This window comes from Hydrogenophaga bisanensis, from assembly GCF_042665135.1.
Taxonomy (GTDB): Bacteria; Pseudomonadota; Gammaproteobacteria; order Burkholderiales; family Burkholderiaceae_C; genus Hydrogenophaga; species Hydrogenophaga bisanensis.
Map to the genome: position 1 here is coordinate 31,594 of NZ_JBHTBX010000014.1, position 21,463 is coordinate 53,056.

The 21,463-nt window shown below is 63.7% G+C and carries 24 protein-coding genes; 11 read left to right on the forward strand and 13 right to left on the reverse strand.

Going from position 1 to position 21,463, the window contains the following annotated elements:
• Positions 1-24: 24 nt before the first annotated feature.
• The 8 genes from ACFQNJ_RS16690 to ACFQNJ_RS16725 all read left to right on the forward strand — a co-directional run bounded on the left by ACFQNJ_RS16690 (position 25) and on the right by ACFQNJ_RS16725 (position 8,392).
• A complete protein-coding gene (locus tag ACFQNJ_RS16690; RefSeq protein WP_382259578.1) occupies positions 25-2,643 on the forward strand; it encodes a 4Fe-4S binding protein in 2,619 nt (872 codons plus the stop codon).
• On the forward strand, positions 2,640-3,923 hold the full coding sequence (locus ACFQNJ_RS16695; protein WP_382259580.1) for a nitrous oxide reductase family maturation protein NosD: 1,284 nt from the start codon (positions 2,640-2,642) through the stop codon (positions 3,921-3,923). The genes ACFQNJ_RS16690 and ACFQNJ_RS16695 overlap by 4 nt, the downstream gene beginning before the upstream one ends.
• 55 nt (positions 3,924-3,978) lie before the next feature.
• Positions 3,979-4,839, forward strand: coding sequence for an ABC transporter ATP-binding protein (locus ACFQNJ_RS16700; RefSeq protein WP_382259661.1), 861 nt, complete (start codon positions 3,979-3,981; stop codon positions 4,837-4,839).
• Entirely contained in the window at positions 4,836-5,663 is an 828-nt protein-coding gene (locus tag ACFQNJ_RS16705) for an ABC transporter permease (RefSeq protein WP_382259582.1), read from the forward strand. Before ACFQNJ_RS16700 ends, ACFQNJ_RS16705 begins: the two co-directional genes overlap by 4 nt.
• Entirely contained in the window at positions 5,660-6,217 is a 558-nt protein-coding gene (locus ACFQNJ_RS16710; protein WP_382259584.1) for a nitrous oxide reductase accessory protein NosL, read from the forward strand. Before ACFQNJ_RS16705 ends, ACFQNJ_RS16710 begins: the two co-directional genes overlap by 4 nt.
• Positions 6,218-6,219: 2 nt before the next feature.
• Complete coding sequence (locus ACFQNJ_RS16715) at positions 6,220-6,834, forward strand: nitrous oxide reductase accessory protein NosL (protein ID WP_382259586.1); 615 nt, start codon at positions 6,220-6,222, stop codon at positions 6,832-6,834.
• A gap of 113 nt (positions 6,835-6,947) precedes the next feature.
• On the forward strand, positions 6,948-7,361 hold the full coding sequence (locus ACFQNJ_RS16720; RefSeq protein WP_374641014.1) for a c-type cytochrome: 414 nt from the start codon (positions 6,948-6,950) through the stop codon (positions 7,359-7,361).
• Positions 7,362-7,369: 8 nt separating this feature from the next.
• Entirely contained in the window at positions 7,370-8,392 is a 1,023-nt protein-coding gene (locus ACFQNJ_RS16725; protein WP_382259588.1) for an FAD:protein FMN transferase, read from the forward strand.
• 7 nt (positions 8,393-8,399) lie between these two features.
• Here the strand turns inward: ACFQNJ_RS16725 and ACFQNJ_RS16730 are convergent, their stop codons facing one another.
• The 11 genes from ACFQNJ_RS16730 to ACFQNJ_RS16780 form a co-directional block, all read right to left on the reverse strand.
• Positions 8,400-8,900 carry an RrF2 family transcriptional regulator gene (locus ACFQNJ_RS16730; protein ID WP_382259590.1) on the reverse strand — a complete coding sequence of 167 codons (501 nt, stop codon included), beginning with the start codon at positions 8,898-8,900 and terminating at the stop codon, positions 8,400-8,402.
• Between the two features lie 39 nt (positions 8,901-8,939).
• Complete coding sequence (locus ACFQNJ_RS16735) at positions 8,940-9,170, reverse strand: hypothetical protein (protein WP_382259592.1); 231 nt, start codon at positions 9,168-9,170, stop codon at positions 8,940-8,942.
• A gap of 82 nt (positions 9,171-9,252) precedes the next feature.
• Positions 9,253-10,977 (reverse strand): thiosulfohydrolase SoxB, encoded by a 1,725-nt coding sequence (soxB, locus tag ACFQNJ_RS16740; protein ID WP_374641010.1) that lies wholly within the window; start codon positions 10,975-10,977, stop codon positions 9,253-9,255.
• A gap of 107 nt (positions 10,978-11,084) precedes the next feature.
• Complete coding sequence (soxX, locus tag ACFQNJ_RS16745; RefSeq protein WP_382259594.1) at positions 11,085-11,741, reverse strand: sulfur oxidation c-type cytochrome SoxX; 657 nt, start codon at positions 11,739-11,741, stop codon at positions 11,085-11,087.
• Positions 11,742-11,761: 20 nt separating this feature from the next.
• Entirely contained in the window at positions 11,762-12,568 is an 807-nt protein-coding gene (soxA, locus tag ACFQNJ_RS16750; RefSeq protein ID WP_382259596.1) for a sulfur oxidation c-type cytochrome SoxA, read from the reverse strand.
• 77 nt (positions 12,569-12,645) lie between these two features.
• Positions 12,646-12,957 carry a thiosulfate oxidation carrier complex protein SoxZ gene (soxZ, locus tag ACFQNJ_RS16755; protein ID WP_382259598.1) on the reverse strand — a complete coding sequence of 104 codons (312 nt, stop codon included), beginning with the start codon at positions 12,955-12,957 and terminating at the stop codon, positions 12,646-12,648.
• A gap of 58 nt (positions 12,958-13,015) precedes the next feature.
• The gene (gene soxY / locus ACFQNJ_RS16760) at positions 13,016-13,471 is read right to left on the reverse strand and encodes a thiosulfate oxidation carrier protein SoxY (RefSeq protein ID WP_382259600.1); all 456 of its coding nucleotides are present in this window, start codon (positions 13,469-13,471) and stop codon (positions 13,016-13,018) included.
• A gap of 32 nt (positions 13,472-13,503) precedes the next feature.
• Positions 13,504-13,836 carry a c-type cytochrome gene (locus ACFQNJ_RS16765; protein WP_374641005.1) on the reverse strand — a complete coding sequence of 111 codons (333 nt, stop codon included), beginning with the start codon at positions 13,834-13,836 and terminating at the stop codon, positions 13,504-13,506.
• 98 nt (positions 13,837-13,934) lie between these two features.
• Entirely contained in the window at positions 13,935-15,026 is a 1,092-nt protein-coding gene (locus tag ACFQNJ_RS16770) for a c-type cytochrome (protein ID WP_382259602.1), read from the reverse strand.
• The gene (gene soxC, locus ACFQNJ_RS16775) at positions 15,026-16,369 is read right to left on the reverse strand and encodes a sulfite dehydrogenase (protein ID WP_382259604.1); all 1,344 of its coding nucleotides are present in this window, start codon (positions 16,367-16,369) and stop codon (positions 15,026-15,028) included. Before soxC ends, ACFQNJ_RS16770 begins: the two co-directional genes overlap by 1 nt.
• Positions 16,362-16,733 (reverse strand): ArsR/SmtB family transcription factor, encoded by a 372-nt coding sequence (locus ACFQNJ_RS16780; RefSeq protein WP_374641002.1) that lies wholly within the window; start codon positions 16,731-16,733, stop codon positions 16,362-16,364. The genes soxC and ACFQNJ_RS16780 overlap by 8 nt, the downstream gene beginning before the upstream one ends.
• A gap of 351 nt (positions 16,734-17,084) precedes the next feature.
• On the opposite strand from ACFQNJ_RS16780, the gene ACFQNJ_RS16785 reads away from it, so the two are divergent.
• The 3 genes from ACFQNJ_RS16785 (at position 17,085) to ACFQNJ_RS16795 (ending at position 19,355) form a co-directional block, all read left to right on the forward strand.
• Positions 17,085-17,390, forward strand: a complete 306-nt coding sequence (locus ACFQNJ_RS16785) for a c-type cytochrome (protein ID WP_382259606.1) — start codon at positions 17,085-17,087, stop codon at positions 17,388-17,390.
• 11 nt (positions 17,391-17,401) lie between these two features.
• Positions 17,402-18,679 (forward strand): FCSD flavin-binding domain-containing protein, encoded by a 1,278-nt coding sequence (locus ACFQNJ_RS16790; RefSeq protein ID WP_382259608.1) that lies wholly within the window; start codon positions 17,402-17,404, stop codon positions 18,677-18,679.
• Between the two features lie 61 nt (positions 18,680-18,740).
• A complete protein-coding gene (locus tag ACFQNJ_RS16795; RefSeq protein WP_382259610.1) occupies positions 18,741-19,355 on the forward strand; it encodes a c-type cytochrome in 615 nt (204 codons plus the stop codon).
• A 134-nt stretch (positions 19,356-19,489) separates the two neighbouring features.
• Here ACFQNJ_RS16795 and ACFQNJ_RS16800 read toward each other — a convergent pair whose 3' ends face one another.
• Both ACFQNJ_RS16800 and ACFQNJ_RS16805 read right to left on the reverse strand, forming a co-directional pair.
• On the reverse strand, positions 19,490-20,581 hold the full coding sequence (locus ACFQNJ_RS16800; protein ID WP_382259612.1) for a patatin-like phospholipase family protein: 1,092 nt from the start codon (positions 20,579-20,581) through the stop codon (positions 19,490-19,492).
• A gap of 31 nt (positions 20,582-20,612) precedes the next feature.
• Positions 20,613-21,437 (reverse strand): HDOD domain-containing protein, encoded by an 825-nt coding sequence (locus tag ACFQNJ_RS16805; protein ID WP_382259614.1) that lies wholly within the window; start codon positions 21,435-21,437, stop codon positions 20,613-20,615.
• Positions 21,438-21,463 lie beyond the last annotated feature (26 nt).

Here is a 21,463-nt window from a genome sequence, read left to right on the forward strand (position 1 = left end):
GCGGCGGCACCAAGGATTCTGAGCATGTGGATTGCACGCAAGCTGGCCACCCCGCTGGCCGCCCTCCTTCTCTCGCTGGGTCTCGGACAGGGAACGGCATTCGCCGACGCCTACGAGGCCAAGCTGCCCGACGATCTGGCCACGGCGGCCGATCTGTGCACGCGCGTTCCGTGCGCCGAGGTGTTTCCGGGAGCGACCAGCTTTTCCGAGCGCAAGGGGCAACCGCCGTATGTGGACGCCTATGGAGAGGCAGACCCGCAGGCGCCGGGCAAGAAGAAACTGCTGGGCTATGTGATGCTCTCCACCGACATCACCGACACGCCGGCCTATTCCGGCAAACCGGTGATCACCCTGATCGGCATGGACACCCAGGGGCGCTATGTGGGTGTCAAGGTGCTGAAGCACTCGGAGCCCATTCTGCTGCTGGGCATTCCCGAGAAAGCCCTCATCGACTTCAACAACCAGTACCTGGGCAAGTCCGTCAAGGACACCATCGAGGTCGGACCAGCCCGCCCTGACGAGAACATCCTGGGCGTTGATGCCATTTCTGGCGCGACGGTCACCGTCATTGCCCAAAACCAGGTGATGCAACTGTCGGGTTCTGCGGTGGCCCGCCAGGTGGGCATCATCGAACCGACCGTGCGAGAGCCGGCGCGCTTTGCCGTCAGCGGCCAGCGCTACAACTGGCAGCAGTTGCAAGACATGGGGGCTGTGGTACGCCTGCGCGTACAACCCGAGCAGGTGGGCCTGGATCGTGGTCCGGAGCCCTTCATCGAACTGTGGTTCGGGGACCTCAACCACCCGGACATCGGCCGCAGCCTCATCGGCGACCGCGGCTACAACAACCTTCACGAACGCCTGCACCCCGGCGATGCTGCTTTCTTCGTCATCAGAACGGCCGGTCAGGAGTCCTTCAAGGGTTCGGGCTTCGTGCGCGGTGGCATCTACGACCGGGTGCAGGTCAAGCAGGGGGCGGATTCGTTCACCTTCCGCGACCTGGACTACCTCAACCTGTATGGTCTGGAGGCTGCCGGCGCGCCTTCGCCCACCGAGTCGGGCATCTTCATCATCCGCAAGGGCTCGTTCTCGGCCGCCTACCCCTGGAAGCTCAGCTTCCTGGGCAACCGGGTCGACCGCGCCACAGGGCATCGCAGCTTTGCCAACTTCGAGGCCAAGTACTGGCTGGCCGACGACCTGCTCGAAGGTGGCCGGCCCGTGGTCAAGGAACCCGATGCGCCCTGGGTGCGTGTGTGGAAGACGCGTGCGCTGGAGATCAGTCTGTTCGTGGCGCTGCTGGTGGCGGTGACCGTGGTGTATGCGGTGCGGGAGAAACTCACGCGCCTGTCGACCCACAAGAACAAGTGGCCGGTCAACGGTTTCAAGTACACCGCCTGGGCGCTGTCGATCGTGTTCGTGGGCTTCGGGGTGATGGCCCAGCCCTCGATCACACAGGTGCTGACCTGGTTCCATTCGCTGCTGTTCCAGTGGACCTGGTCGCTGTTCCTGTCCGATCCGTTCATCTTCGTGTTCTGGATCTTCATCATCGTGACGGTATTCCTGTTCGGTCGCGGGCTGTTCTGCGGCTGGATGTGTCCGTTCGGCTCGCTGCAGGAAGCGCTATACAAGGTCGCCCGTGCCGTGGGTCTGGGCCGTTTCCAGTTCAAGCTGCCGCAGGTCTGGCATGACCGTCTGAAGTGGGTGAAATACGCGGTCTTCTTCGGCCTGCTGGCGGTCTCGATGTTCTCGATGACCCTGGCCGAAGTGCTGGCCGAGGTGGAGCCCTTCAAGACCACCTTTCTGGTCGGTGTGATGAACCGCGCCTGGCCCTACGGCCTGTTCGTGGCCGCCATCCTGGGCCTGTCGTTGTTCATCGAACGACCCTACTGCAAGTACATCTGCCCCCTGGGTGCGGCCCTGGCCATGCCCAGCACCTTCCGGTGGTTCGGACTCAAGCGCAAGCAGGACTGCAACAGCTGCAAGGCCTGTGCCGTGGGCTGCGGCGCGCAGGCCATCGACACCGACGGGCGCATCGACCACCGCGAATGCCTGCATTGCCTCGATTGCATGGTGCTGTACACCGATACCTCCGGCTGCCCGCCGCTGGCACGCGAGCGCAAGCGCCGCGAGCGCGACGGGCTGCTGATCACGCCCATCGGCAAGGATGGTTACTACATCCCGATTGACGCGGTACCTGCCATCTCGGCCAAGGCCGCCAAGGGACCTGATCCGCGTCTGCCCACCGAGCCGGCCGTCCCCTCTTACGCCGAGGGTCAACGCGGGCTGCGCTGGCTGCTGGCGGAATTGCGGGATCACCTGTGGCCCTGGAGCGTCGCTGGCTGGCGCAGCCAGCGCGCCCTGCAGATCGCCGGTTTCTCGCTGGCAATGGCCGCCAGCGTCGCCTGGGCCCTGGCTGCCACCGGTCGGCTGTCATCAGGTGCGATCATCGCCTGGTGGTTTGGCTGGAGTGTCTACGAGGTACTGATCCGCATGAGCGGTAAGCGCTATGTCAAGGATGGCGTCTGGTGGCAGCAGCGTTACCGGGTGGCCAACTGGATGGACATGCTCAGCTATGTCGGCTTCAAGAACCTGCTGATCGGCGCGGCGCTGTTCCTGGCCCTCAAGGCCCTGGGAGTGCTCGCTTGAGACCACCCCCTGTCCTTTGCCGCCTGGCATTGACCGGCCTGCTCTTGCTGGGCGCTCTGCCGGCCGGGGCTGCCACGTGGCGCGTCGCCCCTGGTCAGGGCATTCAGGCGGCCATTGAGCAGGCGGCGCCGGGTGACACGATCGAGATCGAGCGCGGCTTCTACGACCAGAACCTGCGCATCGAAAAGCCCCTGACCTTGCGCGGTCTGGAGCGACCCACGATCAGCGGCGGCCAACGGGGTGACACTATTCGCGTGACCTCACCGGACGTGGTCATTGAGGGGCTGATCGTCCGCGACTCGGGCACCAGCCTGCTCAAGCAGCATGCGGGCATCTACATCCAGCCGGGTGCTCACCGGGCCATCGTGCGCGATTCGGTGCTGGCCTACAACCTGTTCGGTTTGTGGATCGAGAAAGCCGACGATGTGCGCATTGAACGCAACAACATCACCGGCCTGCGCGATTTCCAGTCGTCCCAACGCGGCAATGGCATCCAGCTCTACAACACCAAGGGCGCCCGCATCATCGGCAATGACGTGTCGTTCGTGCGCGATGCCCTGTATGTGGATGTGACCCATCACGCCGAGTTCCGAGGCAACCGGCTGCACCACAGCCGCTATGGCACGCACTACATGAACTCGTACCACAACCTGTGGGAAGACAACGACAGCTACTACAACCGCGGTGGCCTGGCGCTCATGGAGGTGCGCGACCAGGTGGTGCGCAACAACCGCACCTGGGGCAACTCGGACCACGGCATCATGCTGCGCACGCTGCAGGACTCGGTCATCGAGAACAACATCGTCGCCGGCAACAGCCGGGGGTTTTTCATCTACGACGTGGAGTACGCCACGCTGCGCGGCAACCTGGTGGTGGACAACACGGTGGGGGTGCACCTGGCGGCCGGATCGACCCGCAACCAGGTGACCGGCAACGACTTCATCGCCAACCGCGAGCAGGTGCGCTACGTGGGTTCACGCGATGAACCCTGGGGTGGCAAGCAGGCCGGGCAAGGCAACCACTGGAGCAACTACCAGGGTTGGGACCGAGACGGCGACGGCGTGGGCGACGTGCCCTACGAGGCCAGCGACATCGTCGACCGGCTGCAGTACCGGCATCCCATCGTCAAGCTGCTGCTGGGCAGCCCCGCGGTGCAGGCGCTGCGCTGGCTGGGTCAGCAGTTCCCCGTGCTGCGCGTGCCCAGCGTGGTGGATGCCCATCCGGCCATGGTGCCGGCCAACAAGAACTGGAGCGAATGGCGTGACAAGCACTTCCGCTGAAGCCCTCGTCATTGACGGGCTGAGCAAACGCTATGGCAAGGCGCGCACTGCGCTGATGGCCCTGGACGGCGTCGATCTGAAGATCGGGCGCGGCCAGCTCTATGGCCTGATCGGCCACAACGGCGCCGGCAAGAGCACCCTGTTCAAACTGGTGCTGGGTCTGATCGACCCAACCGCCGGGCGAATCACGGTCGACGGCATTCAGGTTGGTGGCCGGGACTTCCGGCGCGCCCGCCAGTCCATCGGCTACCTGCCCGAAAACCTGGTGCTCTACGACAACCTGTCGGGTCTGGAGACACTGCGCTTTTTTGCACGCCTCAAGGGCGCACCGCTGTCGCAATGTGGCGAGCTGCTGGACCGGGTGGGTCTGGCCAACTCCGCGCACCGTGCGGTTCGGGAGTATTCCAAGGGGATGCGCCAGCGTCTGGGGTTTGCACAGGCGCTGCTGGGCGCCCCCCGGCTGCTGCTGCTGGACGAGCCCACCACCGGCCTGGACCCTTCAGCCATCCGGCAGTTCTACGATCAGCTCGACCAGCTCCGGCAACAGGGCGTGACCATCGTGATCAGCTCGCACATCCTGGCCGAGCTGCAGCAGCGGGTGGACCGTCTGGCCCTGCTGGCCAGCGGCACCTTGCGCGCCGAGGGCACCGTGGCCGAACTGCGCGAACGCACCCGCATGCCGGTGGTGTTCCTGGCCCGCGGCGACGAGTCGGTTCGCCATCGAATCGCCGCCGCACTGGCCGCTCAGCCGGGACTCGTGGTTGCGCAGACCGAGGACCACGTGCTTCGCATCGATTGCCCGCGTGAGCAGAAGATGCCCGTACTGCAGCAGCTGGCTGCAGCGGGTCCGAGCGACCTCCAGGTGCTGGAACCCACCCTGGAAGACGTGTATTTCGAACTGAGGGAGACGCCATGAACCGCTGGCTGCAACCGCGCCAGATCTGGGCCCTGGCCACCAAGGAGTTTCGCGACCGCCTGCGCAACCGCTGGGTGCTCGCGGTGGCGCTGGTGTTCACCGTGTTCTCGCTGTTGATCACCTACTTCGGCTCCGCCGCACAAGGCCAGATCGGACCGCGATCCATTGAGCTGACGATTGCCAGCCTGGTGAGTCTGGTGATCTACCTGATTCCGATGATTGCCCTGCTGCTGGGTTTCGATGCCGTCGTGGGTGAGCGAGAGCGCGGTTCGCTGGACCTGCTGCTGTCCTTGCCCATCACCCGCCTGGAGCTCCTGCTGGGCAAGTACGCGGGTCTCGCTGCTGCCCTGACGCTCTCCACCGTCGCAGGCTTCGCCATCGTGGCGGTGCTGCTGTACCAGCGCTTCAGCACCGCCGGCCTTTTCCACTACCTGGGGTTCGTGCTCAGCTCGGTCCTGCTGGGCCTGGCCTTCCTGAGCCTGGCCATGCTGCTGTCCGTGCTGGCAAAAGACCGCGCACGCGCCTCGGGTCTGGCGATCGGGCTGTGGTTCCTGCTGGTGCTGGTGTTCGACCTGGCCTTGCTGGGGGTGCTGGTAGCCAGTGGCGGTGCCTTCGGTGGAGAGGGCTTTGCCTACCTGCTGCTGCTCAACCCGGCGGACATCTTCCGCGTGCTCAATGTGTTTTCTCTCGACGACGTACGCCGGCTCTATGGCTTGGCCAGCATCGTGCCGCCCTCGCTGGGCAACCCCTGGCTCATGGGGGCGGCCATGGCTGGCTGGATCGTCGCCCCCCTGGCACTGGCTTCCTGGAGATTCAGACCATGACCTTGTCTCAAAACCACTCGGCGGGCCGCCGCCGCTTCCTCTGCGGTTGCGCAGGCCTGGTTGGCCTGTCGACCCTGTCGCTGGCAGGCTGCAGCCGCGATACCGATGGCCATCAGAGCCAGGCGCCGCTGGAGATCGATCCCCAGACCAGCTGTTCGCTGGACGGCATGTTGCTGGCCGACTTTCCCGGCCCCAAAGGACAAATCCACTACGTTCAGGATCGTCAGGTCGACTGGTTCTGCGACACCGTGGAGCTGCTGTCCTCACTGATCGCACCCGAGCAGGTGCGTGCGGTCAAGGCCGCCTGGGTGCAGGACATGGCCAAGGCCGACTGGGATCGGCCCAAGGGCCACTGGATCGATGCACGGCAGGCCTGGTATGTGCTGGGCAGCCAACGCAAGGGCTCCATGGGGCCGACGGCGGCCAGCTTTGCCAGTGAAGCCGATGCCAAGGCCTTTGCGTCCAACCACGGCGGTCAGGTTCACCGGTATGCCGACATCAAGCCCGAGATGGTCGATCTCACCGGCGGCGCACTGCACGACACGCGGATGTGAGCATGCAAAGGCGATGGCTTCTTCTGGGCATGGGTGCCAGTTCGCTGGTGGCGACAGGGGCCGGCCTGTGGCTGACCCGCAATCGGACAGATGTGCAAACCGTGCCCGGAGACGACATCTGCATCGTGGCACCCACGCATGCCTACGACCCGGCCAGCGGGCTCCCGATGACGGCCCCCCGCGAGGTGCCGGCGCAGGCACGCTGTCCGGTCTGCGGCATGTACCCCGCGCGCCATCGGCGCTGGGCGGCACAGGTGATTTTTCAGGATGGCGATGTGCAGTTCCTGGACTCACCCTTGAGCCTGTTCCAGTACCTGCAGCAGGTGTCCCGATACACACCGGGTCGCCATGCCAGCCACATCGCGGCCGTCTATGTCAGCGATCAGGACAGCGGGCAATGGCTGGAGGTCGACGAGGCGGTGTTCGTGCACGGCTCCAGCCTGATGGGGCCGATGCGTTCGGGCAACCTGCCGGCCTTCGCGAGCGAGGCACAGGCACAAGCCTTCATCAACCTGCGTGGTGGATCCACCATGACCGCTGCCCGCCTGCGGCAGAGGTTGCCAGAGGATCTCCAGGCCCTGACCCCCCATGTCCATGACCGATCGTCTTTACGTTGACCCTTCGCACACCTTCCTTGATCCTGATCATTTGATTCATTTATTATGAATCTTAAAATTCATTCCACACAGCGAGCACGTTCGCTGACCCACCAACCACAAGGATGACCACCATGAAAACCTCTTCACTTCTTCTGACCCTGATCCTCACCGCCGGTCTGGCGGCGTGCGGACAAAAGGAATCTGCCGCGCCTGCCGCTGCTCCCGCAGCCGCGTCCGCTCCTGCAGCGGCGCCTGCAGCCCCCGCCCCCGCGGCTGCCCCCGTCGCCGAAAACACTGTGGGCAAGAAGGTCTACGGCAGCACCTGCGCCCTTTGCCATGGCGCTGGCGTTGCAGGCGCACCCAAGCCTGGCGACAAGGCCGACTGGGGGCCGCGCATTGCCCAAGGCAAGGACACGCTGTACAAGCACGCCATCGAGGGCTATACCGGCTCCAAAGGCATGATGCCGGCCCGCGGCGGCGGTGCCAGCCTGAGCGACGACGAGGTCAAGGCCGCGGTGGACCACATGGTGGCCCTGTCGCAATAAGGGACGCCATGCAGACCGCAGCCCCCCTGTCACGACGGCGCTGTATGGCGGGCGCCGGTCTTCTGGTTCTTTCGGCCTATCTGGGCCCGGCCATGGCTCGCGCTGGCACGGTTCGCATGTCGCGGCCGCTGCTGGGCACACAGATCGACATCGTCGCTCAAGGCAAGCTGGCGGCACGCGCTGCGGATCTCGCACTGTCGGAAATGGCCCGGCTGGAGCGGTTGATGAGCCGATACCGGAATGACAGCGAGGTGGCCGCCCTGCACCGTGCCGCTGGTCGGCACCCGGTGGATGTTTCTCCGGAGACCATGGCCGTGCTGCAGCAGGCACTGACCCTCTCGCGGGAGAGCGGCGGACTTTTCGACATCACCATCGGTGCCTATGACGGATGGTCGTTCAAGCCCGGCAGTCCCCGACTGCCGTCTGTTCAAGAGCGGCGGGAACAGCGCCATCTGGTCGACCACCGGCAACTCCACACTGATCCCGAGAGAGGCCAGGCACAGTTGATGCGCCGAGGAATGAAGCTCGATCTGGGTGGTGTCGCCAAACTGCCCATCCTGGAGGCAGGCATGCGAGTACTCAAGTCACACGGGCTGGACGGTGCGATGATCAATGGCGGGGGTGATGTGCTGGTGACTGGCCAGCTGGACGGCCGCGACTGGCGCATCGGCTTGCGTGACCCTGCGAACCCTTCGGGTTTGCTGGGTACCGTGTCGCTGACCGATGGCGTGGTGGCTTCTTCGGGAGACTACGAGCGTCATTTCGTCCTGGATGGACGGCACTTCCATCACGTGCTAAACCCGGAAACCGGACTGCCCGCCCAGGGTGTCCGGGGGGTGGCTATGGTGGCCCGCGACGTGAACCAGGTCAATGGCCGGGGAGCGATGGCCATGCTGCTGGGGCCGGACGCCGCTGCGCAGATGCTGAGCAAGCTACCGGGCACAGAGAGCGTCCTGGTGAATGGCGACGGACGCCGGTGGCTTTCGTCGCCCGGCATGGCTCGGCGCCTGGCCACACCCGCCGCAGGCTGACCACGGGTCAGTGCGTCAGCGACTTGCCTGCCTTGACGGACTTGCGCACCTTGGGCAACTGCAGGCTGATCGGTTGCAGCGCAGCAGATCGGGCCAGCGTCGGCGGCACCATCAGGTCGGCCAGGGTGTAAGCATCCAGCGTGTCGAAGTAGCTTTGCATGGCTTCCCTGAAGACGCCCTTGAGCCGGCAATGCCCGTCGAGTTTGCAATGGTTGCCCGCCGGGTCGAAGCACTCAACCAGCATCAGGTCAGACTCCGTCCGGCGAACGACATCGCCCAGACGCAGCTCACTGGCGGGCTTGAGCAGTCGCAGTCCGCCTCCCCGTCCGCGGGTCGTCTCCAGCCAGCCATAGCTGGCCAGCGACATGACGATCTTCATCAGATGACTGCGTGAGATGCCATGCGCCTCGGCAATCTCGGCCACCGTCGGCGGTTTGACCCGTTCCTGACAGGCAGCGCAATACATCAGCACGCGCAGGCTGTAGTCGGTCCACTGGGTCAGTCGCATGACGGCTTCAGCCCCGATCAGCGGGGCAGTGAGAGGACATCAGTCCGGATTGGCCAGCAGGCGGAACCCTTTGCCACGCATGCAGTGGGCCACCAGGTCCTCCTGATCGGACTTGGACACCTTGTTGATCCCTACCTGGAACTTGCACTCCGACAGCTGGGTGTAGGTATCGTCCGACGTGACACCTGGCTTGTGCCAGTAGGGCTTGGAACTGGCGCAGCCAGCGAGGATGGCGGCGCCGACAAGGGCGATGAGCAGCTTGTGGGTCATGGGAGGGATCGGGAAGAAAGAGGCAGGCCAATGCGTGCAAGCATATCAAACGGCGGCATGGCTGACCTGCCCCGTCACGGAATCAGGCCACCATGCCAGGGTTGCCTTCCATGCCGATGATCTTGGGCGTGTTGACTTTCACGCCCTTGATCACCTTCTTGTTGCGCAGATAGCCCGAGACCACGTCCCAGATCGGCTCGCCCTGCACGCCTTCCTGGACCGAGGCCCAGCCGGCCACTTTGTACTTCTTGTCGGCCTCGATCGGCTTGCCCTTGAGCATCATGTTGTTGATGCGCTGGCCGGCCGGCGCGTTGGGGGTGCAGCTGTAGGTCATGCCACCGACGCGCACCATGTCGCCGCCCTGCTGGTAATACGGATCGGGGTTGAAGATGTTGTCGCAGACATCTTCCATGATCTCCTTGATCTGCGCGCCGCTGAATTCGTTGAGCGTGGTCGCCGGATAGGTCAGCGCCATCTGGTCCATCATTCGTTCGTAAGTGATGGTGTCACCCGGCAGCAGTGACGTGCCCCAGCGCACACCGGGCGAGAAGGCCATGTCGGCACCCTTGACCTCCATGAGCGCGTCGCAGATCAGCTGATCCCACGAACCGTTGAAGTTGCCGCGGCGATACAGCAGATCCTCGGTGACCGCCAGCTTTTCTTCGAGCTTGTCCTTGTAGGGCGCGCGCACCTTGTCGATGAGGGCCTGCATTTCCTTGTCGGCGGGCAGCAGGTTGGAGAACACCGGCAGCAGCTTGTAGCGGAAGTCCTGGACCTTGCCACCGCGCACATCGAAGTCCAGCACACCCAGGAACTTGCTGTTGGAGCCGGCGTTGGTCACCAGCGTCTGGCCGCCGCCGTTCTTGACGATGACCGGTGCCGGCATGCCGTCGTGGGTGTGGCCACCCAGGACGGCATCGATGCCGCGCACGCGGGAAGCCATCTTGATGTCCACATCCATGCCGTTGTGCGACAGGACGACAACCACCTGCGCGCCTTCGCTGCGGGCCTGGTCCACCATCTTCTGCATGTTCTCGTCCTGGATCCCGAAGGTCCAGTCTGGCACCATGTAGCGCGGGTTGGCGATCGGGGTGTAGGGGAACGCCTGCCCGATGACCGCCACCTTGACGCCATTCATCTCGCGCATGGCGTAAGGCTTGAAGACCATGTCCTCGAAGTCGGTGGTCTTGATGTTCTGGGCCAGGAATTCGATGTGACCCTTGAAATCCTTCTCCACCACCTCCTGCACCCGCTTGGCACCGAAGGTGAATTCCCAGTGCGGGGTCATCATGTTGACACCCAGCAGCTTGCAGGCGTCGACCATGTCCTGACCATTGGTCCACAGCGATGTGGCCGAACCCTGCCAGGTGTCGCCGCCATCGAGCAGCAGCGCGTGCGGACGGCTGGCCTTGAGCTGCTTGACCAGCGTGGCCAGGTGTGCGAAGCCGCCGACCTTGCCGTAGGTCTTGGCGGCCTGGCTGAAGTTCAGGTAGGTGAACGCGTGCGCCTCTGGCGTGTTCGGTTTGAAACCGAAGTGCTTGAGCAGGTGCTCACCCACGATGTGCGGGGGACGGCCCACGGCTTCTGCCACGCCCAGGTTCACGTTGGGTTCACGGAAGTAGATCGGCGTGAGTTGCGCGTGGCAATCGGTGAAGTGCAGGAAGCTGACGTTGCCGAATTTCGGCACGTCATACAGACGCTCGCCGGCGCCCGGTTTGGCGGCCAGGACATCCTGGTGGGACAGCGCCATGCCGGTGGCTCCAGCCACGGCCAGCACCTGCATGAATTCGCGACGGCTGAAGCTCATGAACATTCCTTATCAATTGATTGCTAATACTTGCGCCAAATTTTTTTAGTCCTGGCGCCGCCCCCTGGCGGACCTGGGCAGGCCCGAAGGCCTGCCCGGATGACCGTTTACTTGTTGACCGGTGAGTTCGGGTCCAACAGCAGGGCCATCACATGCTTGAGCTGCTGCTCATTGAGAATGCCCTTGTGGCCAGCCCGAGGCATCTGGGAGCAGGCGTTGTAGGCCCGCGAATTCCACATCTTGCCCCAGGTGTACTCGACGATGGCCTTGGACGCCGGGCTGTTCGGGTCGGAGACGCCGCGCAGCTTGCCGTAGTTGTACAGGCTCGGGCCCAGGTTTCCAAAGGAGATTTCCTCCTTGGTGATCTGGTGGCAGTTGTAGCAGTTGCCGCCGTTGACGGTTTTCTCGTTGTCGCTCCAGGTCAGGCCGCGTCCGCTCTGGGCAATTTTCTCGCCCTCCTTCCAGTCGCCCAGGAACTTGCCATCCGAGGGCCACTTCACGGTCTTCATCTCGGCCTCTTCAATCGCCTTGGCCAGCTTTTCGTCGATGGGCTTGCCTGCGACCTGGGCGGCTGCACATTCGCGGTTGGCGTCATCCTGCACCAGGCGATCCACTTTCGCCATGCCCTTATCCTGAAAGGATGCCTTCACGACATCACCCGTGATCCGGTCGTACTCGGCCGAGGGCAAGGAGGAAACGCAGGCGCTCAGGCCAAGGACCAGCACCGGGGCGGCCAACAAGGTGGCAATGGTGGATTTCTGCATGTGTTCTTCTCCTGTGGTCTTCAGCGCTTGATGGTGGGTACGGCCGACTCGGCACCCTTGGCATTCACACCCATGTAGACGCCAAGAGCAATGGTTGCATCGCTGCCGAACTTGGGCTCAGGGAAGCGCTGCTGGCGATAACAGTCATTCAGACGCTTCTGCATGGTCCACATCTGGGAATTGGACACACGGTAGGCAGGCCAGGCTGCAAAGCCGATGCCGTCGCCCGGGTTCTTGGTCAGGTTGGGCAAATCCTGCAGCCGGATGCGACCATCATCCGTACCATGACAAGATGCGCAGGAGAAGTCGTGCGGGCCGCCACGCTGAAAGAACAGGCGCTTGCCCACCTCGTACATGGTCTTCTCTTCGGCGGTGTTGTAGGGCAGCGCAAAGCGCATGCCCTTGGACTGGGTGGCCACATAGGTGGTGATCGCCACCAGGTTGGCGCCCTCGCCCCTGCCAATCGAGGGGGCTGCTTTGTACAGCTCAGCCTCATTGAAACCCTGAAGGGTCACCATGCAATGAATCAGGCGAGTCTCCAGATCCATCACCTTGCCGGTGTCCTTGAAGTACCTCGGCATCTCGACGAAAGCGCCCTTGAGCACACCCGGGCCCTTGCCCAGATCACACTGCTCCAGCGACACATTCTTCGGCCCGCGCTTCTGCTTCCAGAGCTCTTCGCCCTTCATCTCGAAGAGTTCAGCCGGGTTGCCATCCTGCAGCATCTCGCGGTACTTGGCGATCCCGTCTGCAGCACTACCCTGTGCCCATGCAGATCCCTGCCCCAGCGCCGCCAGCGCGACCATGGCCAGAACGTGTCGTTTCATCGGTTGCTCTCCTCGTTGTGATGAAAAACCAAACGGCCAGCGACTTGCGTGGCTGGCCGTGCAATCCACGCGCCTGATCAGGCGATCGTGGCTTCGTCGGTGCGGGTGTCGCCCTTGTTGTCGACCCACTTGACCGCGACCTTGTCACCCTTGGCGCCGCCCTTGAACTTGAAGGACAGGAAGGGGTTCTGCGACACCGAGCCGCTGAACATCGCCTTGAGAACGCTCTTGCCATTGTGGGTGGCCTCGACGTCCTGAATGAAATGGGCGGGGATGGTGTTGCCGGAAGCATCCTTGCGGGTGCCGGGCTCCATGGGGTGGGACATCAGCACGCGGACGGTGACTTCATCGCCTGCAACGGCGGCGCGGATGCGCATCGGATCAGCCATGATGGACTCCTGATAACTCTGAAAAATTGGGGGGTATCTGTCGAAAGGTCAAAGATGATCAGCCGCCGCAGCCGCCGAGCGTCACTTTGGTTTCCTTCGTGGCAGAGAACAGCTTGCCGTCGGCCTTGACCACAGCGACGACGTTGGTGCTCTGGCCCATCTTCAGGCGGGTCTGCACATCGGCAGCGGTGCCCGCAGGAATGAAGAAAGCGGCCGACAGGGGCGTCGGGTTCTTCTCGACGATCAGATAGATCTCGGTGGTGTTGGGCAGCTTGCTGGTGGCGCCCACGGGCACGACAGCGCCGTTTTCGGCAATGTCGGGCGAGACCACGGTCACCTGGTCGCTGGAAGCGGCCTGGCCACCGATGGCCTTGAGGGCATCTTCAACGGTCTTGACCTGGAAGCTGGCACGGTCCACAGCGGCCTGGGCCTGGCTCTGGGTCACGAGGCCCAGGGAAATCAGGGTAGCGAAGGCGCCCGTGGTCTTCAGGGCGGTGCGGCGGGAGGAATTCATGAGAGGCTCCTTGCGTGAGAAAGGGTGAAAGTTTATTTGTCCGGCGCGCCGGCCAAGATCCAGCCGGCAAGCAGCTTGAGCTCGTCGTCCTTGAGGTTGGGCTGCGGCGGCATGGGGATCGGACCGTAGATGCCGGAGCCGCCACTCTTGATGCGGGCAGCGACCTTGTCCAGCGCACCGGCTTCGCCCTTGTGCTTGGCGGCCACATCCTTGTAGGAGGGGCCCACCAGCTTCTTGTCGACGGCGTGGCACGACAGGCAGGCGCTCTTCTGGGCCAGCGCCTTGGCCGCTGCGGCATCCACCGCATGCGACATGGGAGCCAGGAAGACCAGAGAAGCGGCCAACAGAGCGGGTTTGAAAAGCATGTTCACAGGTTAAGGTCTCCTTGAAAAGAATCGTACTGGGGTTTACTAGTGCTTACTGATATCCAGATGTAACGCCAGATTGCCTTCGGCTCCGCGGGTCATTTGGCCCCGCCGGCGATCCACTCGGCGATCGCCTTGGCATCGGCATCGGAGACCTGGGGTTGAGGCGGCATGGGCACCGCACCATAGACACCCGAGCCGCCCGATTTGATCTTGCCGGCCAGGTACGACACCAGATCGGTCTTGCCCTTGTGCTTGGCCGCGATCTCATTGAAGCCGGGCCCCACGATCTTGTTCGTCACACCATGGCAGGCCGTGCAGGCGTTGCTGGCGAGCTTGGCCTTGACATCGGCCGCCCCACCGGCGGCAGCCGCCACGACGACCGCCTTGGGCGCGGGTGCAGAACCCACGGGACCCTTGGGCGCCGGCTTGGTGGTGTCGGCACCGCGGACCGGACCGATGACGCGGTTCTGCTCCAGGATGTTGCCGTGCGCATCGCGCGCAAAGTCCGGCAGCGAGGAACGGATCTTCATCTCGGTCGGGCAGTCTTTCATGCAGGCCACGTTCTGCACGTCGCCCTTGCCGTTGACCTTCCACATCGGCTCATAGAAGACCATGCCGTTGCGGTTGGGCATGCGCTTTTGCACCTCGGCGATGTTCTTGTCGCTCAGGACAAAGTCCCCGGGCACCACCTCAGCCAGGCTCAGCAGATAGGCCACCACGCCGTAGACCTCATCGGCCTTGAGCGACTTGGGCGCGTTCCACGGCATGGCGCGGTTGATGTAGTCCCAGAGGGTCGAAACCGTGGCCACCTTCATCATCGTGGTCTTCTGTGGCGCCGTGGAGGGCGCTCCCTCCACCAGAGCAGCCACGCGACCGGTCTCGATGTCCTTCTTGGTGGTGCCGCCGATGATCGGCGTGAAGACCTCGTTGGATTCACCGAAGTCGCCATGGCAGGACGAGCACTTGGCCATCCAGACCTCTTCACCGAGCTGGACCGAACCTGCCCCAGCGGGCAGGCCCTTGAAGTCCGGACGGACATCGATGTCCCAGGCCTTGACTTCGGCCGGCGTGGCGTCACGCCCGATGTCGTGCCAGGGCTTGCTTTGAGCCAGAACGGATGCGCTCAGTGCCGTGAGGGCCAGACCAGCGACGGCGACGCGGATGGAGTTGCGGAAATCGATGTTCATCAGTACACCTGCACGTTGGAGACTTCGCCGTTTTCGGAAACCAGCCAGCTCTGGATGGCGTTCTGGTGATAGACCGAGCGAGTGCCGCGCACGGCGCGCAGCTGGTTGATCTTGGGCTGCACATAGCCGGTGCTGTCGATGGCGCGGCTTTGCAGAATGGCGGGCTTGCCATCCCAGACCCAGTCGATGTTGAAGCGGGTCATGGCCTTGGGCAGGACCGGGCCTTCCAGGCGGGCGGTGCGCCAGTTGCGACCGCCGTCCACGCTCACGTCCACGCGCTTGATGGCACCCCGGCCGGACCAGGCCAGGCCGGTGACGTTGTAGAAACCCTTGTCCAGCAGGGTCTGACCGGCCGATGGCGTGGTGATGACAGACTTGCACTCCTGTATGCCGGTGTACTGGCGGTGCGTCCCATCGGGCATGTGGTCGATGTAGTGGACGGCCTCATCCTTGGTGGCGTATTTTTCGTCGCCCACCTCAATGCGGCGCAGGTACTTGACCCAGCTCACGCCCTGGATCCCGGGCACCACCAGACGCAACGGGTAGCCGTTCTCGGGACGCAGCATCTCGCCGTTCATGCCCCATGCCACGATCACGTCGTCCATGGCACGCTCGATGTCGATGGTGCGGGTCATCGAGGAACCGTCGGCACCCTCGGCCAGCACGTATTTGGCTTTCTTCTTGTCGATCCCGCACATTTCCAGCAAGGTCGACAGCAGCACGCCGGTGAATTCCGAGCAGCTGATCATGCCGTGGGTGTACTGCACCGTGGGCACCGCCACGTTGCCCCACTCGGTGGCGGTGTTGGCGCCGCATTCGATGAAGTGAATGCGCGAGACACTGGGCAGGCGCATCAGGTCGTCCATGGTGAAGACGCGCTCACGCTTGACCAGGCCGTTGACCATGAGGCGGTGCTTGGACGGATCGATGTCCCACCAGCCCTGGTGATGGCGCTCGAAGTGCAGGCCGCTGGGCGTGATGATGCCGAACAGGCCCTGCAGGGGCGTGAAGCTCACCGACGCCTGGTTGACCCGGGTCAGGCCAGGGCTCTGGCGGCGCTGCAGGTTGGCCTCCCATTTGCTGGGCTTGCCGTAGCCGTCGGTGACCACCGGCAGGCCCAGGCCCGTGGTGTGTTCGGGCAGCTTGAGGATGGCGTCCTCGCCCTCGGCGGCCACCGCACGGGTCGCTGCCGTGGCGGAAGCGGCCGCGCCCGCCCCCATGGCCAGAGCCTTGCCCATGAAGCTGCGCCGCGCCTTGCGGGCCTGCTCCAGGTGCTCGGCACTCAGGTGGTTTTCGGGTGCAGGCAGGACGCGCCCGATGACGTCGCTCAGGTCTCTAGACACTTGTTTCTTCCTTGTGATGGCCGATGAAGGGGTCGTTAGCCGTGGGTACAGAGGGATCGCCGAAATCATGGTCTGCCGGGGTCGACACCTGCGAGAGCACCGTCCGGCACAGGTCCAGGTACACCGGACTGCTGACCCGGTAGAACACCTGGGTGCCTTCCCGGCGCCGCGACACCAGCCCCGCTTGGTACATGAGTCCCAGATGACGCGAGACATTGGCCTGGGCCAGACCCGTCACGCGCAGGATCTCGCTGACGCAACGCTCCTGCCGGCACAGGGCGTGAAGGATCCGCAGCCGCGCCGGTTCACCCAGCACGCTGAAGTAGCGCGCCAGCGAGTCGTACACAGACTGTGGTTCGTTCAATCCCGCCTCCGGACAAGCCTTGATTTCGGTCAATCAACTATATGATTGAATGCCTATATATAGATTAGTGTAAACCCTGATTCTTCGGATTTGCTGACATGCGCTACCCGGTGGACACACCTGAAGTGCATGAAGGGGCAGCCTGACCGGTGACTGACAGAGGAGAGGAAACCGGGCCCTATGCCGCTAGGGGTTTGCCCCGTTGGGCTAGCCTGTCGTCCACTGCTAGCATCGATCTGACATACATCAAAGCATCAGCAATTGCTGATTGATGGGTGGCAGACCGCATCTGCTACAGTTTTTGATGGCGGCACTCCCCGTCCTTCCACAATCACAGATCCGGAGATGAAGATGAAGAGAACGAAAAAATGGCTGGTGGCCGGCGCCTTGGGCACCGCCGCCCTGTGGGCGCAAGCCGAGGTCAACCAGGTGCGCGTGTGGGCCGCTGCCTGCGCCAACTGCCATGGCACGGAAGGCCGAGCCCTGCAGGGCATGGAAGCCCTCGCGGGCAAGGACAAGGATGAAATGCTGCAGAAGCTGCTGGATTTCAAGAACGGTCGCAAGCCGGCCACGATCATGCACCAGCTGTCCAAGGGCTACACCGACGAGCAGCTGGCGCAGATCTCTGCCTACTTCGCCGCCCAGAAGAAACAATGAGGAGACCCGTCATGCAACGTCGTCAGTTTGTTCAAACGCTTGGTGCCGGCTCTGCGGTCGCCGGTCTTGGTCTTCTTGGTGGATGTGCCGCCGGTGGCAGCGGTGCCAAGGTGGTGGTGGTCGGCGGCGGCTATGCAGGCGCCACCGCTGCCAAGTATGTGCGCATGTTCTCCAACTACGGCATCGACGTGACCCTGGTCGAGCCGAACCCCTCCTTCATCTCCTGCCCGATCTCCAACCTGGTCATCCAGGGCAGCAAGACCATTGCGGATATCACGACCCCCTATGACAACCTGGCCAAGCGCCACGGCGTCAAGCTGGTGCGCGACATGGTGGCCTCCATCGACCCCGAGAAGCGGATGGTCAAGCTGGCCAGCGGGGGAGAGCTGCCCTACGACCGCCTGATCGTCTCGCCGGGTATCGACTTCATGTGGGAGACCCTGCCCGGCATGGCCAGCCAGGCGGCCAAGGACAAGGTGCTCCACGCCTGGAAGGCTGGCGCCCAGACCGTGGCCCTGCGCAAGCAGCTTGAAGCCATGCCGGACGGTGGAGTCTATGCCCTGTCGATCCCTCTGGCCCCCTACCGCTGCCCGCCCGGCCCCTATGAGCGCGCCTGCATGGTGGCCAACTACTTCAAGAAGGCCAAGCCTAAAAGCAAGGTCGTGATCTTCGACGCGAACGACGACATCCAGTCGAAGAAGGGCCTGTTCATGAAGGCCTGGGATGAACATTACAAGGGCATCATCGAATACCGTCCCAAGCACCGGGTCACCGACGTGGACGCGGCCACCAACACCCTGAAGTTCGAGTTCAACGACGACTTCAAGGCCGCGGTGGCCAACGTGGTGCCGGCCATGCGGGCCGGTGACATCGCCGTCAAGACCGGCCTGGCGACCGCCAACAAGCGCTGGTGTGAGGTGGACTTCCTGACCTTCGAGTCCAAGGCGGCCAAGAACATCCACGTGCTGGGCGACGCCATCCAGATTGCCCCGGGCATGCCCAAATCGGGCCACATGGCCAACCAGCACGGCAAGACCTGTGCCGCTGCCGTGGTATCGCTGCTGCAGGGCAAGGAGCCGCCGGCCCTGCCGATCTACGCCAACACCTGCTACAGCTTCGTCACCGACGAAGACGTGGTGCACGTGGCCAGCGTGCACCGCTACGACGCCGAGAAGAAGACGATGCTGACCGTACCGGGTTCCGGCGGTGTGTCGTCGGCAGCCAGCGAACTGGAAGGCCGCTATGCACTGGCCTGGGCCCGCAACATCTGGGCCGATACCCTGGCATGACGCACCACCCCGGCCCCGGCCGGGGTTTTTCCGGCTCCAAATATCAGTATGAGGTTATGCAATGAAACCTGAGCACACCAGGCTGTTCCAGGTGGTCGCGCTGTCGGTCGCGGGGCTTTTCGCCGGCTCCGTCCACGCGCAGGCCGACGAGGCCCGGGCCAAGAAGATCGCCGGTGGATCCTGCTTCCTGTGTCATGGCGCCAATGGCGAATCCACCAGCGAACTCTTCCCGCGTCTGGCCGGCCAGCACGCCGAGTACATTGCCAAGCAGCTGGACGCGTTCAAGACCGGCAAGCGCAAGAGCACAGCCATGTCGGAGATGGTGGCCAAGCTCACCCCCGACGAAATGCTGGCCTTGGGCAAGTACTACGAGAAGATGTCCCTGCCGCGTGAAGAGGCCAAGGATCCCCAACTGGCCGGCATGGGTCGCTACATCTACCACAACGGCAACAAGTTCAGCGGCGTGCCTGCCTGCGTGAGCTGTCACGGCACGAACGGCGAAGGCGCGGCCAACCTGCCGCGTCTGGCCACCCAGTTCTCGGGCTATATCCACAACCAGCTCAAGTCGTTCAACAAGCGCGAACGCACCAACGACAACGCGGTCATGCACACGGTGGTGGAAAAGATGACCGAGCTGGAGATGGCGGCGGTGGCCGAGTACGTCAGCAGCAAGTGACACTGGGCCATCGCATCGGTTGATGTGCGGAAAGGCCGGCGCGCACGCCACTTTGTCGTGCTGGTCTTTTTGTCTTCAGCCGCACCCCGTCATGGGGTGCGGCTTTTTTTGCGGCCGCGGTCAACCGCAAGGCATCACAAGGGCTCGATGCGGTCCGGGTCCGGTCGCTCCAGCCATTGCGCCCATTCGTCGGCCAGGCGCACCGCCTCTGACACAGCCACATGCCACACGCGCGATCGCGCGCCGACATCCATCCCGTAGCGGTTGAAATCGGTGCGATCAGGCAGCTTGCCGTTGGGCAGACTGCGGACCCAGTCGGTGTCGGGTGCGAGCACCAGCATCCAGTCCAGCGCCGATGACGACCGGTGGCGGTTGCGCCAGGCCTTGTCAAGCCAGCCAGGCACCACCGCCTTCTGGAAGTGCGGATAGAGCACGATCGGTGCGTCCACGCGGTGCCGATAACGCAGGTGCAGGTGGTAGTCGGTGATGCCACCATCCCAGTAAACGCCCCGGGGCGCATCAGGGATGTCGGCCACCGGGCGCAGCACGAAGGGGATCGAACAACTGGCCTGCAAGGCCTGCATGAAATTGCCGGCATGCAGCCCCACCTGACGGGTGTGAAGATCGGCCGTATCAAACGGCAACTCCGCAACGGCACCGGCGGCGCTTTGCGTGGAAAACACCACGCGCTCCAGCCATCCGCCCAATGCCGCCCGGCTGAAGGCATTGGCCACATAGGCACCCAGATAGCCTGCCGGGGTCCGCCACCGGCCGTCCCTGGACAGCAGACGGCGCCCCCGCGAGGTGACCACATGCAGGCGATAGCGGGAGTGACCGAGCACTTCGTCCACGCGCCCACCATAGAAGCGCTGCAGGTTGGCCGCAAACCCGGCACTGATCTGATCGGCGGTCAGCCGTTTCTGTCCGGGGGGCAACTCATAGCGCTGACCGATGTACTCGCGCTCCAGCCGGCTCAGTGCTTCCACGGGGTCATGCAGGCACGCGGTGGCCACGCGCCAGGCACCGATCGATGCACCGATCAGGTCGATGGGCTGATCCGAACGCATCAGCCAGTCCCCAAACAGGAAGCGGTCCAGCGGGCCGAGGATCAGCCCCTTGGGTCCTCCGGCCGCGCCGGGCACGGTACCAACGTGACCTGGCACCAGACCATGATCCCTGATGTGCTGGCGGGCCTTGGGGCCCGCAAAAAGGCGAAGCGCTTGCATGGGCTGCGATTGTGACGCAGCCGGACGCACCTCAGGCGCCGTCTTCCTCGCCGATCCGCGTGAGTGCGGGAATGTCTTCACCGATCACGGTATCGGGATCGATGCCCAGCACCAGACCCACCGGATCGGGATACGAGCTGATCAGCGCCTGACTGCCCAGCGAAAGCTCTTCGGCGCGGGCACGCCAGGAGGCGATGTGGATCACGCCGGCAATCGGCTCATAGACATCGTTGTCGAATGGGGCGATCTGATGCTCGATCGCATCCACCATGTTTCTGGGGAACTTCCACTCCCTGGCCAAGGCAGCCCCCACCTCGGCGTACGAGTAGCCGAACACCCCCCGTTGGGCACGGGCCCGCTTGAGATCGAGCAAGGGAATGCTGCGGTTGAGCTCCAGCATGGGTTCGGGCATGGCCACATGCATGACCAGCTCGCCGATCGCATGCACCAGACCGGCGGTGAACGAGGCACTCTCGTCCAGCCGGATGGGCAAAGCCAGGTAACGGGACAGGTTGGCGGTGTTGAGGCTGTAGCGCCAGAACTGGTTGAGGTTGATACCGCCCACCGCATGGAAACTGTCATCCAGCGCGGCCGCGATCACCAGTGCCCTGACCTTGATCAGTCCGAGCACATTGATGGCACCCCGGGCATCCGAGACCGAACGCGTGAGTCCGAAGAAGGCCGAATTGGCCAGCTTCAGGAGTTTGGCGGTCAGCACGGGGTCCGCCTCGATGTACTCCGCCACCTTCAGCATGTCGACCTCTTCCTGGTCGAAGGTCTCGATGAGCTTGCGCACCACCTTGGGCGCCGACGGGAGGGCGTTCGGCTGCTTCAGGAGTTTGTGAATGGGCGTCATGGAAACCTCGCGGCGATGATGAATGG